This is a genomic window from Planktosalinus lacus (genome assembly GCF_014640155.1).
GTDB lineage: Bacteria > Bacteroidota > Bacteroidia > Flavobacteriales > Flavobacteriaceae > Planktosalinus > Planktosalinus lacus.
In genome coordinates, this window is sequence record NZ_BMGK01000004.1 from 100,092 (window position 1) to 115,230 (window position 15,139).

Below are 15,139 nucleotides of genomic sequence, written 5' to 3' on the forward strand. Positions count from 1 at the left end.
ATTAGTTAGTCTTTTCCAATTCCGCCTTTTTCTTTTCGAACTCCGCTTCGTCAATTTCGCCTTTGGCGTATCGATTTTTCAAAATATCCAAAGGTGAACTTGTAACGTTACTTCCGGGAGCTGTTGGGGTATTTCTTTGAAAGAGGTTGCCCCTGCTTAATGCTATGATTAAAATAATGAGAACTATTGCTCCAATGATCCATCCATACATCATAATATCTGAATTTGTTAAATGTGATTAATCCCGGAAACTTCAAGTATTAATTAAGTTCTGACCGGCATCTAAATATAAGAATACTATCTGTGATGACCTTGGCTACCTTTGTCTTTTTTCTTTTTGTCCATCTTCTCATGCCCTTTCATCATTGATTTTCTATCCATCATGCCTTTGTTATGCATTTTTTGCATCATATTTTTCATCATGTCAGGATTGTCCATCATGTGTTCCATCATCTGTTCTTGATGTTTCTCCATCATTTGCTGCATCATCATTTTTTGATGTTGTGGATTTTGCATCATCTCTTGCATCATCATCTCACGATGCTGTGGATTTTGCATCATTTCCTTCATCATCATTCGCATGGCTGGCTGATTGGTTGAAAGTCTGTGTGAGAATTTTTTCATCATTTGCTCATCATTCATCATAGCAGCAAATACTTCTTGCTGTTTGTTTTCGTCTTTCATCATTTCCCCCATATTTTGCGCCTGCACAGCAAGGTTGAACGATAAGAATAGTAAAGTTATAATTGTTGCTATTTTAGTTTTCATAATTGTGATTTTTTTAATGTGTTTATTTTCCATTTCCGGGAAATTATTTTAGTAGTATTAATGATCTTGTTCTTCATTCATCTCCATCGGAGTGTTATCATCCATCCTGTGCCCGTCAGTCTGACTATCTTCGTGCATATGGTCTTCACCTTCCATAATTTCGGTTTGGTCTTCATTCATGATATTCCCATCTTGATCGTCTTCTTTTTTCTTATCTGTGCAGGAAATTGTCAGTGAGATGATAAATAGTATGATTAGAATTTTTGTAAGTTGATTCATTGAAGTTTTCATAATTTTCTGTTTCTGGTTTTTATAGTGTTGCTTAAATCTGATTTTTTAAGATTAAAGAACGTCAATCACAGACTTAAGCTTAGATTGAATTTCTTCAGCTATTTTTTCCAAGTCTTTATTTTCTATGGCCTGCATAGAGGCCATTGGGTCTACGGCCGCAACCTCAACAGCCTCCTGCTTTTGCTGAACGATAACGTTGCAGGGCAGCATCACACCAATTTTATCTTCCGCCATCAGTGCCTTGTGGGCATAGGACGGGTTGCAGGCGCCTAAAATTCTGTAAGGCCGAAAATCCTCATCCAGTTTTTTCTTTAAAGTTGCCTGTACATCAATTTCGGTAAGGACACCAAATCCCTCTTCTTTCAGGGCCTCTGTTACTTTTTCAATAGCTTCTTCAAAACTTACGTTTTTCAATGTTTTCTCATGGTAGTATTTCATCATTTCTTTATTTTTTTCTTTGGTTATAATATAATAAATTAAAAAGTAAAATAATGTAACATTTGTTACACAAGGGTTCTGTTAACCCTTTAGAAAAGTGATGAAGAGTAGCGGGTCTTTTCTGTTTATGAACAAAGTGCATTATAAAGTATAAATCCGCCGAATGCAAAAGCTAAGGGTGCAATCCATTGAAAATACATAGGCTTGAGTATCGCGGCACTTTTTAATGAAAATTGATGATGGAGTGACCTGGGCACCCCATAAAGGATGAGAGACGTTATCAGCATAAACCACCCCAAAACCGAAAAAACTTCCGATATTTTGGAAAAACCAGCATATAATATAAGGGCGAGGGCAATGAGGAAGCGCAGTGTGATTTCGGTATAGTTGATGACATTGGTACTGCCGGCCATTTGTAAAGTCTTTCTTACTTTGTTGGGTCTAAAAAGCATCAAAAACCCGGAAAAAATAATAAAGGCACCAAACAGTATAACGATGAACTTTGCCATTGTAATAATCATAGGTTCTACAGGTTTAGATAACAAGGATTAATACCTTTGTTCAAATCTTCTTAAAATGTTCTGCGAGATTGTCCAAATCACTAATCCAAAGCTGCCAGTGCGTTTTTAAAATCGGCCATCAGATCTTCAGCGTTTTCGATGCCTACACTACAGCGAATGAGCCCCTCCGGAATGCCCAATTGTTTTCGTTCTTCTTCAGAAGCTTCAACATGGCTGGTAACTTTTGGAGGCCCCACCAAAGTACCCACAGAACCCAGGCTTGCTGCCAGATGCGCATACTGAAGCGAATTGAGAAAGGTCTTTACCTTTTCAAAACCTCCTTTTAGTGAAAAGGCCAAAACGCCTCCAAAACCGGTCATTTGTTTTTTCGCTATTTCGTGACCAGGGTCTGAAGTAAGGCCGGGATAAAACACCTGCTCTACCTGAGGTTGTTTTTCAAGAAAACGAGCCATGGCAAGCGCAGTTTCATTTTGTCTTTTTACCCTCAGTTCAAGTGTTTTTACACCTCTGAGAAGCAGATAGGCCGACATAGCATCGAGTGTAGCACCATTGATTTCACGAAAGTGAAATAGTTTGTCTATAAGCTCTTTTTTTCCACAAACGATCCCTCCCATGGCATCAGAGTGGCCTCCTATGAACTTTGTGGCGCTATGCAATACCAAATCAGCTCCCAGTTGCAGTGGTTTCTGATTAATGGGCGTGGCAAACGTATTGTCAACCACCACAATGGCTCCCACTTCATGAGCTGCTTTACAAAGTCTTTCCAGGTCAACTACTTTGAGTGTCGGGTTGGTGGGGCTTTCCAGATACAGCACCCGGCAGCCTTTTTTGATTTCGGCTTCTATCGCATCCATATCGGTTGTTTCACACAGTTGCACGTCTACATTGAAACGGGGCAGGAACTCTAAAAACAACTTACTCGTTCCGCCATAGGAATCTTTGATGGAAACCACACGTTGTCCCGGTGAGAGCAGTGTAAATAACGTATTGCTGATCCCTGCCATCCCTGTTGAGAAACTGGTGGCCGCTTCGGCATCTTCCAGAATCCGCATTTTCTCTTCAAAAACAGCAACAGTAGGGTTGGTATTGCGACTGTAAATGTGTCCTTCCTGTTTTCCGATGGCCACATCAAACCAGGTGTCTACATCTTCATACCCAAAAGTCACGCTGTGTACTACCGGGGTTTGAGTGGCTCCCTTATAAAACAGACTTGTTTCACCGGCCCAAACTGATTTGGTACCTTGTTGAATGTTCTTCCAGTTATTCTTTTTTTGCGTCATACTATTCTAATTATTATTTTGCTGTGTTGCAATAATTGGTTACGGTTTTAAATAAAATGTCAGCCATCGTCACTACTGATTGAAGTTCGACCCATTCAACGGCAGCGTGCAATCCGTGGCCTGTGGGGCCAAAAATCACCGTATCGATGCCTTTATCGCTAATCAGTGCTGAATCTTCCCACCAGGTGTGACCAATGAAGTTTGAGTTCTTTCCGGTTATGTCTTTTAAGGCATCGCACAGGGAAGTTACCATCGTTCCTTCTTTATCCCCTTCAAACGCATCACGCCACATCAGGGTGCTCACTTCGGCATTTATTTGTTTTTTCATCAATTTTTCATTGATGGCTTTGAGTGATTTCAGTATATCTTTTTCCTTTTCCCCGGGCAGTGAACGCCTTTCCAAAATCAACCTACACTGATCTGCATACATAAATGGAGCGGTTCCTCCTTTTATAACCGGGATATGGATAGAAGGACGACCCAACAAGGGATGCGCTTTGGTTTGTTTTAATTGGTCACTCATCAGGCTCAACTCCTGCATCACTGCAGCCATGTGCATATTGGCATCAATCCCTTCCTCCGGCAAGCCACCATGAGCCGCCTTGCCTTGTGTTGTAAATTCAAAAAGCCCAAAACCTTTGTGGGCGGTGCATACTTTCAATTCGGTGGGTTCGGTTACAATGGCGCCATCAGTATGGTATTTTTTTAGGGCGTGTTCAGTCCCAATACTATCATATTCCTCGTCTGCCACAAAGGACAAAATGATATCTCCTTTGAAGCTGATTTTATAATCCCTGATTTGTTTGGCCATGGAAAGTATGGCTGCGATACTGGCTTTCATATCCTGAGCACCCCTCCCATAAAGTTTGCCGTCTTCAATCCTAGCTGAAAAAGGGTCTTTCATGTGTGTCACGTCCACGGTGTCCATATGCGCATTCAACATAATCGACCGGCCATCTCCTGTTCCTTCTATAATGCCTGTAACATTCATACGGCCCTTTCCCAGCCGGTCAATCGCTGTGGTGATGTTTAATTTCTTTAGGTGAGCTGCAATGTAAAGGCCTATTTCTTCTTCTCCCGGACCCTTTTCAGACAGACTGGGGTTTACCGAATTAATGCTTACCAACTCCTGAAGTGTATTGATTAAAAAAGCGGAGTCAACTGAGTTTAGCATGTGAAATTCCTTTTGTTACCACTTTTAAAAATAAGTAAATTATTCAATCTAAAATGTGTTGCAGACAGAATATTCAAAACAAATCATACCAACCCTCCTTCATTGTAGTCCATTCCGGGTGTACTATGTACCGAATATCAAAACAGGAACTCGTTCTGGAAGTTAGTTTACTCATTCCTTATTGCGAAATAAAGCCAGATGCTGGATAAGGGTCCGGCTTTCCAGTCCACCCGCCAGTGCTCCTGTAGTAACTCCCACGGTGCTTATGAATACGGCAAGGCGTATTTTATCTTCAAGAAGAATTTCCGGTTTGTTCAACGTAGGCCAGGTTTGCATCAGATCAGGTGGAAAAACGTACATCTCAATAATCATCATAAGGATTCCCACCATCAGAAAGAGCCCAATACACGCCAGGAAAATACTAAAATAAATGACGCTATTGGCCACTGCAAGATGTTCGGTAAGTATTCTTTTTTCCTTTCGGGGCAAGAAAAGGGATTGCACCCGCACCAGATAAAAACTTGCCATCATAATACTGATCACTGCAAAAAAGGCCGCCGTTCCATTTGTCATTCCCAAACCTACATCCCATATTTCTGCCGTAAAGATGAGTATGATGGCCGGAGCAACAGCTGCGGTTGCAAGACCAGGTAAGGATAGCGGTAACAATAGCGCTTTGTTTTTAAGCAACGGCCTGAAAAAAGTTTTCAGATGCCTGAAGGTCATGAGAATGTGAAATATAAAAGTTTCCACATCATTCGCATCCCTAAGTTCCCTGTCAGGTGCTTTTTGAGCATTCTTTTTTAATAGTTGTTTTTCTTGAGAAGTAAAAGAAGGTATTTTCTTTAACTCTTCACTGAAGGATTTGGCGCCCATTATTTTACTAGTAACCGAAGAGGTCGTTTTCAGCCCCAGTAAATGCCCTATTTGGTGCAGCAAAAAGGTGCCGCTGTTATACCTCACCCTGGCATCATCTAAGGCCAATCTTGGTTTATTGCGACCAGTGGAAGTTAACTTACGTGTAGAAAGAATGATAATTCGAGTTACGGAGGAAGTAAGCCCGGCAACCAGGTTATTTCTGCGGGACATAATGCCCACATCTGTAATGACCGTTATCAGGTCATAAGGACCTTCAGACATCCTCATGCTGGCATCGTCCAGAAATACAGATGGATATCTGGAGCGGTCGCTTTCCAACATGGTAGTATCTACGATATCAAAATTCCAGTTGATCCCGCTACTTTCTTTAAGTTCGGATTCTACATCCTCCACCAGTTGATTTGCATAACGGATAAGAGCTTTTTTATTTTCTTTTTTGCTGTAGGCAATCAAAACCCCCACATCCATTTCGGGTTCCGGTTGCGGGCCTTGTGCTTCCTTGAGGGCACTAAAAAAACGCTTTCCTGAGGTAATCGCTCGAATCACCCGGGTGGAATTAATCACTCTAACGGACTGCAATATCCTGAGAGCATTCAATATCCTTAACACTCGTAATGCAGGTACCAACAAGGCAATAACTGTAATCCAATTACTTTTTAAATAACTTATTTTTCTGGGAGCTAGCGCAATTTTTATTATAAACTCGACAATAAACAAACCCCAGATGATGTAAATAAGCGTTTCCTGAAATGTGGTTAAACCTCTCACAAGTTCAATGATGAACAAATAAAGCCAAACCAACGCGAGAATAAACATGGGAATTTCCAGGTGTTCTTCAAGCTTATAAAAAGCACGGTACAGTTTTCTGCTCTTTTTCAAAGGCTTTATAGTTTGCAATAGTGTAAAAATCTACTCAATTAGGGAAGATAATATAAAAACTTGAACTCGCTTCCTATTCTTTTTAAAATCAAACACCTAAGGTTGTATGATTAAAAGATGTATAAAAAGTGCACCCAAAAATTAAAGATCTGTGAAACACTTACCGGTGCTTTGGGCTGTCTTTTTTACTATGGAAACATCGGTTAATTGGAATGTGTTAAAGACCTATTTAAAAGAGTGTATCAAAACTATTAGCGGTTTAACCTTAATTAAAATTGATCTGTCCACAGGCAATTTCTTTTTCATTCACTCTATAAAAAACAGTTTGATCTTTAAAACTCAATGCTGCTCGAACCACACCATCTACCCCTTTATTAAAGAGTGTTACGACATAAAACATAGTCGAGCTATTTGGGTTTATCGTTTTTTGCACTGAGGACGATTTATGCAGCTCATTATCTAAAAAAGATTCTAAACTTGTCAGACCGTAATTAAACAAGGGTTCATTTTCAAGTGTCATTGTTTCGGGTGGTAGTAATAGTTTAAAATAGGTGTCCGCTGAAGAAGGAAGCTTAAATGCATCCGCAGGAAAATGAATTGACAGTTCTAAAGGATTTACGGCTTCATTGGTTATGCGGGTCCAAAAGATTGCATATAGAAAGTCATTCCCGTTGGTATCGGTGTATTTTAGTCCACCTTTTGGAAGGCTGTTCTGAATTAATAGTCTCCTTCCTTCAGCATCAGTATATTCATACCGGGTGTCAATATATTTTTCATTGTCAGTGGTCGGTTGATTTTGACTTTTGAATTTTTCTGGTGATTCCACCTTCTCCTTATCAACAGTAACTGTATCTGGCGTTGACTTACTGCCTTGTCCACAGGAAAAAAGTCCCGTAGTGGCTATAGACAATACTATTAAACTTTTTCTCATTTTATACAGCGTGCACACATCCTTTCTACCCTATAAGCTGGGACGTGATTTTGAAACAAATATAGCAAAGAAACCCAAACGGGCAGGTAGGGTGGCCTGATTCAGTTGTTGGTCATAAAATAACCAAACACGTCTTGTTTTGTTGTGGTTTAACTCATAGGGTTATTTACTTCTGTATCGTCCCTGCGTTTTAGATAGATGTTAAATGTAGTACCACTGCCAACCTCGCTTTCAACTTCAATGGTTCCACCTTGATTCGTAACCATTTTATTAATAATAAATAAACCGATTCCCGTTCCTTCTATTTGTGGCTTTAGCCGGGTAAATTTTGAAAATATTTCCCCTTGCTTTTCCGGTTCAATACCCACTCCATTATCCCCCACTGAAAGCAGGGAAAACTGGCCAGCTTCTTCTGTTTTGATGAAAATCTCCGGGGTGATATCAGGTCTTGAAAATTTAATGGCATTATTGAGCAAATTGTAGAGGATACTTCTAAGGTTTTTTTTTGAAAACTGAATTTCAGGAACAAGAATATTGGTCGTAATTTTGGCATGAGATTGAAAGATTTCATTTTTCAATGTAAGTTTTACATCCGACAAAATCTGTTCAATATCAACCATACCTGCTTGGTCGCTTACATCAGTTCCAACCTTTGCAATATCCGCCAGTTCTTTGATCAAGTCTGTTAAAGAGCGTGCGGATTCCTCAATCAAGTCTACATATTCTTTAATCTCTTCATCTACATCATCGCTTAGTGATGACCTCAATAAGTCAGTCAGCGAGATCAGATTGGCTAACGGGTTTCTAAAATCATGTGAAACAGAGTAAATAAACGTTTCGTGGTCGGCATTTATATTTTCGATAAGTTGTTTGTCAAGTATGCGTCCCGTGATGTTAACAAAGGTGACCACCACACCATCTGTAATATTTTTTCTCTTAATGATGTAAGGAAGTATGTTCATTTGAAACCAACGCTTGTCCGGAGTTTGAATTTCATCCTCAAGGTCAATATTTGTTGCTATTACTTCCTTAATGCGCTCTGTAAACCCCTTGAGTTTTGAAAACGCAGGAATGTTTGAAATGGATTTTCCAATATCTTCCTTGACTAGCTTAAAGTGTGCGTTTGCGGGTGGACTGAACTTTCTTAGAATTAAATCAGCATCAATAAACAACTGAGGGATAATCGTGTTTCTAAAATAGTTCTCTAACTCTTCATTTAGCTCAACAAGCTTCTTTATTTTCTTTTCTTCGACCCCTACTTTTTTACTCATACAAATATTTCACTAACCATTTTATCGAATTCCACTTATGTGGGATACAGACCCACAAAAGATAGTACTCCTGTTGGTAAAATGTCTTACATTGAAATCTTTAAAAGTTACATTTATCCCACTTTTTTTGAATGAAGAAGCCTTGTTTACTTTAAAACTCCTTCTATCTTCTTTGATTATTCAAAGATTGCGAGGGAAAAAGTAATACACCTAAAAACATTCTAGCAAATTTGACTCCTGAAGAACCTGCTGTAATCCCTTTGCTTTGACCCTTGCAAACAGAATCTCCACCGGCTTAACGCCATCGGTTTTTTTACTAAGGTATAGGAAAGCTGCGTTTTTTCATCCCTTCGTCGAATTCAAAATGGCATTTCTGAAATGGGAATTAGGATTACCTAGGGTGATCCCTCAAAGCTCCGCTTTGAAAATGTTGCAAACAAAAAAACGCTCAAGTAAACTTGGCGTTTTTTTGTTTGCAACATTTATTCGTGACCGCGGAGGGATTCAAACCCCCAACCCTCAGAGCCGAAATCTGATATTCTATTCAGTTGAACTACGCGGCCTTATATCCCCGTGAAAACGGGAATCTTATAAATCAATCTTTCAAAATTTTATTTTATATTATAACCTCAGAACCCTCAGAACCGATCCGCCAAAGGCGGACTATTCAGTTGAATTACTCGGTCTTAAAGAGTTATGAACTCAATTTTTCTTTAACTATATTTGAAATAGTCTTGCCGTCTGCTTTTCCGGCCAACTTATTCGAAGCCATGCCCATCACTTGGCCCATGTCTTTCATCGACGTAGCACCGGTTTTGGCTATGATGTCTGCCACTACTTTTGCAATTTCTTCTTCACTTAATTGCTCCGGTAAAAACTCCTCGATGACCGCAGCTTCTTCCAGCTCAGGTTGTGCCAGATCATCACGACCCTGCTCTTTATAAATAGCCGCACTGTCTTTTCGCTGTTTGACAAGTTTTTGAAGCAATTTGATTTCCTCCTCTTCAGTGAGGTCTTGCTTCGCTCCACTTTCAGTTTGCGCAAGTAAAAGAGCTGACTTGATTGCCCGTAAAGATGCCAAGGCATTGGTATCTTTTTGCTTCATCGCCTCTTTCATTGCGGTCATAACTTTATCCTGCAAACTCATACGTTTTTACTTTAAAATGGACTGCGAAGATACAACATTGCAAAGAGATTTTCCAGTTTGGTTTTTAGAAATTTGCACTTTTTTAAAACAGAAAACCCCAGTAACCTTTACAGGTTATTGAGGTTTTGAAGCAAATCTAACACTAAACTTACTTTAAATAGGTTTAATCCACGTTGTCGTGAAGAAACGAATTGTTGCTGCGCAACTGGATTTCATCATTTTCATCTGTGGATAATGTAGTTCTGGAGATCTTTTCTTTGTCTGAAGAATGCTCATCAAGTTCAATTCCCAGACGCTTGTATGCAGGTTGCTTTTCCAACTCATCCACTCTTGAGGAATTGTTGTTGAACTTGTAGTTAAACGCTTTCATTTTCTGTTTGCGTTCTTCTGTGCGCTTACGCAATAAATTGTTGATGGAGGTGTTCATTGGGTCAACTTCTTCTTCTGTGTCAGCATCAGGTGTGTTGTCTGAAACGGTTCTCTTTTCAAAAACGAGTTCGTTATCAACAGGCTCTTTGGGAGCTTCTTTTTTATTGGGTTTGGCTTCAGCCAAATGATTTTCTATATCCTGATAGTCATCCAGACTGTAGCGTTTCACACCATCTTTTGAAACCTCAGTAACGGGAATGATTTCAACCGCTCCCTTCACCTCATAATCATTTACTGTTGACTCTTCGGTGTCTTCCTGTTCATCTTTAGTTTCTTCAGATTTGTTTAAAGGAAGATCAAACATCAGCATCTGGTTTTTATCTTCCTCAGGGCTGTTTTTGGTTTCTGTTTGTTGTGATTTTGAGGTTGCTTCCACAATCACAAAGTCATTCACTTCCATGGTGTTCACATAGTCCTGATCAAACTCGTCCAGGTTTTCAGCCGCAATTTCTTCATAACTCACCGAGATATTCTTTAAAAACTCTGATGTTTTGATATAGCCTTCAAAGGGTTGCTCAGGTTTTTGCTCTTCAACCTCTTCGTCAAACAGGGTGTGCTTGATGATGGGTTCTTCTTTTTTCTGTGGTTCCTGAGCTTTTTTAAATCCGTCGGTGTTGCCCTGTTTTGAAACCAGTACTTGTTCGGCCGCTTGTTCATCCTCAAGGGTATGAATGATTTTTTTGGTTTCGGTATTAACAATTTCATTTTGTTGCTCTGCATTGAACCCGGTAGCAATCACGGTTACAGAGATGGCACTGTCAAGGCTTTCATCTTCACCCACACCCATAATGATGTTGGCGCCATGACCCGCTTCCTGTTGGATATGGTCACTGATTTCTCCAATTTCATCGATGGTAATTTCTTCTGAGCCAGAAACGATAAGTAGCAGTACGTTTTTAGCTCCGGAAATCTTGTTGTCATTCAATAAAGGAGAGTCGAGGGCATTGGTGATGGCTTCATGTGCACGGTTTGAACCTACGGCACTCGCGCTTCCCATAATCGCGGTTCCGCTATTGGCAAGCACTGTGCGGGCATCGCGCAAGTCAATGTTTTGGGTATAGTGGTGGGTTATTACCTCAGCGATTCCGCGTGATGCGGTGGCCAATACTTCGTCTGCTTTGGAAAAACCGGCTTTAAAGCCCAGGTTTCCATATACCTCGCGCAGTTTGTTGTTGTTGATCACGATGAGGGAATCTACATTGCGTCTAAGGTTTTCAACACCAATTTGTGCCTGCTCATTTCTGGTTTTGCCTTCAAACTGAAACGGAATGGTTACAATCCCCACTGTAAGCACATCGAGTTCCTTGGCCATTTTTGCAATGATGGGGGCTGCACCGGTTCCGGTACCACCACCCATACCTGCCGTAATGAAAATCATTTTGGTATTGGTGGAAAGCATATCTTTGATTTCGTCCATGCTTTCGATGGCTGCATCTTTACCAATTTCAGGGTTGGCACCCGCTCCAAGACCTTCTGTAAGTGAAACCCCTAGCTGGATTTTGATGGGTACAGGGCTGTTTTCCAATGCCTGTGAATCGGTGTTGCATATTACAAAATCGACACCTTTAATGCCTTGTTGAAACATGTGATTGATCGCATTGCTGCCTCCTCCACCCACACCAATGACTTTGATGACATTGGATTGGTTTTTAGGGAGGTCAAACTCAATTTTGTTAAACTCGTTGTTGCTACTCATACTATTATATTTAGAAATTGGATATTCTGATTGTTTTATTCTTATTCTGCGGTGTCTAAAAATTCTTTGAAGCGTTCTGCCCATTTCTCAAAGAAACTTTTTCTTGCTTTAGGAATGGCTCCTCTGCCATCGGTCTCTTCTGTTAGTTCACTTTCAGTGGCGTTGTCAATTTGAGGTGCTTCTTCCAAAGTTGGGTCGATGCCTTGAGTATGATGTTTCTCTAAACTATTCAACACCAATCCCACTGCGGTGGCATACATAGGGCTAGTGGTTTCAGCATCTGTGTTTCCAGCCAGATGTTCGTTAGGGAAACCAATTCTGGTGTCCATACCTGTAGTGTATTCCACAAGTTGCTTTAAATGTTTTAACTCGGCACCACCCCCTGTGATGACAATACCGGCAATGAGTTTTTTCTTTTGCTCTTCGTGGCCATAGGCTTTGATTTCGGCATAAACCTGTTCTATAATTTCAACCACTCTCGCGTGGATAATTTTAGACAGGTTCTTCAGCGTGATTTCCTTGGGCTCTCTTCCTCTGAGTCCGGGTATGGAAACAATTTCGTTGTCTTTATTCTCCCCCGGCCAGGCAGAGCCGAACTTAATCTTAAGCATCTCTGCTTGTTTCTCTATGATGGAACAGCCTTCTTTAATGTCTTCAGTAATCACATTTCCCCCAAAAGGAATCACAGCCGTATGACGAATAATTCCATCTTTAAAAATGGCAAGGTCTGTAGTGCCGCCACCAATATCTATCAATGCTACACCTGCTTCTTTTTCTTCCTGGCTCAACACGGCATTGGCTGAGGCCAGTGGCTCGAGGGTGATTCCCGCCAACTCAAGACCTGAGCTTTTAATGCAGCGCCCAATATTTCTGATGGATGCCACCTGCCCCACAACCACATGGAAGTTAGCTTCGAGTCGTGCTCCATACATACCGCGTGGTTCCGTGATTTCAGCCTGACCATCAATTTTGTAGTCTTGAGGCAGTACATGAATGATTTCTTCGCCGGGCAACATCACCAGTTTGTGAACCTGATTGCACAGAGTCTCGATATCGAGTTCGCCAATAACCTCTTCACCGTCCCTACGGGTAATGTAATCACTGTGTTGCAAACTTCTGATGTGTTGCCCGGCAATACCAGCCACCACTTTTGATATTTTAATTTCTGATGAGGCTTCTGCTGCTTCCACAGCTTGTTGAATGGATTGGATGGTTTGGGTGATGTTATTCACCACGCCACGGTGCACTCCCATGCTTTTGGCTTTGCCAATTCCCAAAATTTCCATTTTACCATACTCGTTGTAACAACCAATCATTGCGACGATTTTTGTTGTTCCTATGTCCAGACCTACTGCAAAATTCTTGTTTTCCATATGCTACTTTTTTGTTCCTATCACCTGATTGTTAACTTTTAAATTCACCAGGTTGTATGCTGAAATTGTATTATCGTTTATTGTTTTTTGGTAAAAAGCCTTAAATTTTTGAAACTTTTTATCTATCTCTGTGGGCTTACCAAATTCAATTGTAAAATCATACACCCTTAAAAACAACCTGAGCTCATCATCTGACTCCTTTTGAATACCGATGATGTGATTGTTCATAAACTCATCTTCTCTTATTTTTAAAAGCAAGGGCAATATTTCTTCATAATCAGCATCTGTAATTCCTGTTATGATGGGGACCCGGGCAGCGTGAACTTCAGAAAGCGGCATGGCTGTTCCTTCTTCATCAAGGTAAAATGGCGGAGATGCCGCCACACGCGCGATAGGTTTACGTTGTTTTATTTTTGCCCCTAAAATACCGTCAACAGTGACAAACACTTCAGCTTTTGAAATCATAGGGTTTTTACTGAGCCTATGTTCCATCTCATTCAAATCTAGAATTTCTTTAGCTATGCTCGTAACTTCCACTTTATTTTGTATTAACAATTTATTAACCGTCTCATAGGTGATGAAATGATTGTTGTCATCCAGAAAAACAATGTGTTTTTCAATCAATGTGCGTTGGGCGTTCCGCTGTGAGCTAAACGCAAACAGGAATCCCACAAAAAGGATTAAAACAGTGAACTTTATGTAATCCCAGTTAATTTTCATTATTCAACGCTGATTTTACTTTGTTAACTTCTTCGCCTATATCACCGGCACCCAGCATTACAACTACAGGTGTCTTACTTTTTTTTACTGCATTGGGCAAAGCCTCTTTTGATATTAATTCTTTGTTGTTGTTTTTAATTTTATCCAGCAGCCATTGAGCGTTGATACCGTCAATGGGTTTTTCACGAGCTGGGTATATTTCCAGCAAAAACACCTTATCAAATTTTGAGAGACTTTCTGCAAAGGCATCTCCAAAATCTCTGGTTCTGCTAAACAAATGGGGTTGAAACACCACTAATGTTTCCTGATTGGGATACATTTCTGTCACTGCCTGGTGTACGGCATTGATTTCTTCAGGATGGTGTGCATAGTCATCAATCAACACACAGTTTGATGTTTTCAACTTGTAAGAAAACCTTCTTTTAACACCTTTAAAACTTAATAAAGCTTTGGGCAGGCTGTCGATGGGGACACCAGAACAAACAGCCATACCTAAAGCCAGGATAGCATTGAACAGGTTGTGACGACCCGGAAGGTTAAGCGTAATATTTTTAACAGTAACTTTTGGTGACTTCAAGTCAAACACATATGCCCCGTTGTTGATGCGCACATTTTGAGCTTCAAAGTCGGCTTCCTCTTCTACTGCAACAGTCAATCCGTTCAAGGGAAGTCCCTTTTTGTGTAATAAAAATCCGTCGTTTGGAACTAAAGACGCAAACTCTGTAAAGGCCAGCTTAATGGTGGCTTCGTCGCCATAAATATCAAGATGGTCTGCATCCATGGAGGTAATCCCCGCGATAAACGGATTTAATTTCAGGAAAGAGCGGTCAAATTCATCGGCTTCCACCACGGTATAGTCCTGACCTTTGAGAATTACATTGGATTGATAGTTTTCAGCTATACCCCCCAAAAAGGCAGTTACTTTTTGATTGGTCTCTGCCAGCAAATGCGCCAGGATGGCTGATGTGGTTGTCTTGCCATGGGTTCCGGCAACAGCCAGGCATTTACCGGTTTTGGTAATCTCTCCTAAAAGCTCAGAGCGTTTCACAATGGGATAGCCATTGGTTTTAAAATACTTTAACAACACACTCTCTACAGGAATTGCAGGGGTATAGACAATGAGTGAGGTTTCTTTAGCAAAAGATGTTTCAACAGGAGTCAGCTGGTCTTCATAAGTGATCGTAACACCCTCAGTGATGAGTGCTTTGGTTAACTCAGTAGGTGTTTTGTCATAACCGAACACCTGCTTTCCTGTCATAAGAAAGTAGCGGGCAAGCGCACTCATACCGATCCCTCCAATACCGATAAAATATATATTTTGTATGTGCTTATCCAATTTCAT

15 protein-coding genes and 1 tRNA gene are annotated in these 15,139 nt (G+C 40.5%); all 16 read right to left on the minus strand.

Annotation, left to right across the window (positions count from 1 at the left end; all coding sequences use genetic code 11):
• Position 1: 1 nt before the first annotated feature.
• On the minus strand, positions 2-214 hold the full coding sequence (locus tag IEV69_RS05765) for an SHOCT domain-containing protein (RefSeq protein ID WP_188440417.1): 213 nt from the start codon (positions 212-214) through the stop codon (positions 2-4).
• An 83-nt stretch (positions 215-297) separates the two neighbouring features.
• Positions 298-801 (minus strand): hypothetical protein, encoded by a 504-nt coding sequence (locus IEV69_RS05770; protein ID WP_229741351.1) that lies wholly within the window; start codon positions 799-801, stop codon positions 298-300.
• A gap of 24 nt (positions 802-825) precedes the next feature.
• Positions 826-1,059 (minus strand): hypothetical protein, encoded by a 234-nt coding sequence (locus IEV69_RS05775; RefSeq protein ID WP_229741352.1) that lies wholly within the window; start codon positions 1,057-1,059, stop codon positions 826-828.
• Positions 1,060-1,110: 51 nt separating this feature from the next.
• The gene (locus IEV69_RS05780) at positions 1,111-1,497 is read right to left on the minus strand and encodes a DUF302 domain-containing protein (protein WP_188440778.1); all 387 of its coding nucleotides are present in this window, start codon (positions 1,495-1,497) and stop codon (positions 1,111-1,113) included.
• Between the two features lie 125 nt (positions 1,498-1,622).
• Positions 1,623-2,006, minus strand: coding sequence for a hypothetical protein (locus IEV69_RS05785; protein ID WP_229741354.1), 384 nt, complete (start codon positions 2,004-2,006; stop codon positions 1,623-1,625).
• A gap of 92 nt (positions 2,007-2,098) precedes the next feature.
• Complete coding sequence (locus IEV69_RS05790) at positions 2,099-3,298, minus strand: cystathionine gamma-synthase family protein (protein ID WP_188440422.1); 1,200 nt, start codon at positions 3,296-3,298, stop codon at positions 2,099-2,101.
• Positions 3,299-3,311: 13 nt separating this feature from the next.
• Positions 3,312-4,472 carry an ArgE/DapE family deacylase gene (locus IEV69_RS05795; RefSeq protein ID WP_188440424.1) on the minus strand — a complete coding sequence of 387 codons (1,161 nt, stop codon included), beginning with the start codon at positions 4,470-4,472 and terminating at the stop codon, positions 3,312-3,314.
• 171 nt (positions 4,473-4,643) lie between these two features.
• Complete coding sequence (locus IEV69_RS05800) at positions 4,644-6,230, minus strand: hypothetical protein (RefSeq protein WP_188440427.1); 1,587 nt, start codon at positions 6,228-6,230, stop codon at positions 4,644-4,646.
• A gap of 265 nt (positions 6,231-6,495) precedes the next feature.
• On the minus strand, positions 6,496-7,161 hold the full coding sequence (locus IEV69_RS05805; RefSeq protein WP_188440429.1) for a hypothetical protein: 666 nt from the start codon (positions 7,159-7,161) through the stop codon (positions 6,496-6,498).
• 149 nt (positions 7,162-7,310) lie between these two features.
• Positions 7,311-8,432 carry a sensor histidine kinase gene (locus tag IEV69_RS05810; RefSeq protein WP_188440431.1) on the minus strand — a complete coding sequence of 374 codons (1,122 nt, stop codon included), beginning with the start codon at positions 8,430-8,432 and terminating at the stop codon, positions 7,311-7,313.
• Positions 8,433-8,921: 489 nt separating this feature from the next.
• Positions 8,922-8,995, minus strand: a tRNA-Arg gene (locus IEV69_RS05815).
• Between the two features lie 131 nt (positions 8,996-9,126).
• Positions 9,127-9,579, minus strand: a complete 453-nt coding sequence (locus IEV69_RS05820; RefSeq protein ID WP_188440433.1) for a GatB/YqeY domain-containing protein — start codon at positions 9,577-9,579, stop codon at positions 9,127-9,129.
• A 163-nt stretch (positions 9,580-9,742) separates the two neighbouring features.
• The gene (ftsZ, locus tag IEV69_RS05825; RefSeq protein WP_188440435.1) at positions 9,743-11,704 is read right to left on the minus strand and encodes a cell division protein FtsZ; all 1,962 of its coding nucleotides are present in this window, start codon (positions 11,702-11,704) and stop codon (positions 9,743-9,745) included.
• Between the two features lie 41 nt (positions 11,705-11,745).
• The gene (ftsA, locus tag IEV69_RS05830; protein ID WP_188440437.1) at positions 11,746-13,077 is read right to left on the minus strand and encodes a cell division protein FtsA; all 1,332 of its coding nucleotides are present in this window, start codon (positions 13,075-13,077) and stop codon (positions 11,746-11,748) included.
• Positions 13,078-13,080: 3 nt separating this feature from the next.
• Positions 13,081-13,797, minus strand: coding sequence for a cell division protein FtsQ/DivIB (locus IEV69_RS05835; RefSeq protein WP_188440438.1), 717 nt, complete (start codon positions 13,795-13,797; stop codon positions 13,081-13,083).
• Positions 13,787-15,139, minus strand: a complete 1,353-nt coding sequence (gene murC, locus IEV69_RS05840; RefSeq protein WP_188440440.1) for a UDP-N-acetylmuramate--L-alanine ligase — start codon at positions 15,137-15,139, stop codon at positions 13,787-13,789. The genes IEV69_RS05835 and murC overlap by 11 nt, the downstream gene beginning before the upstream one ends.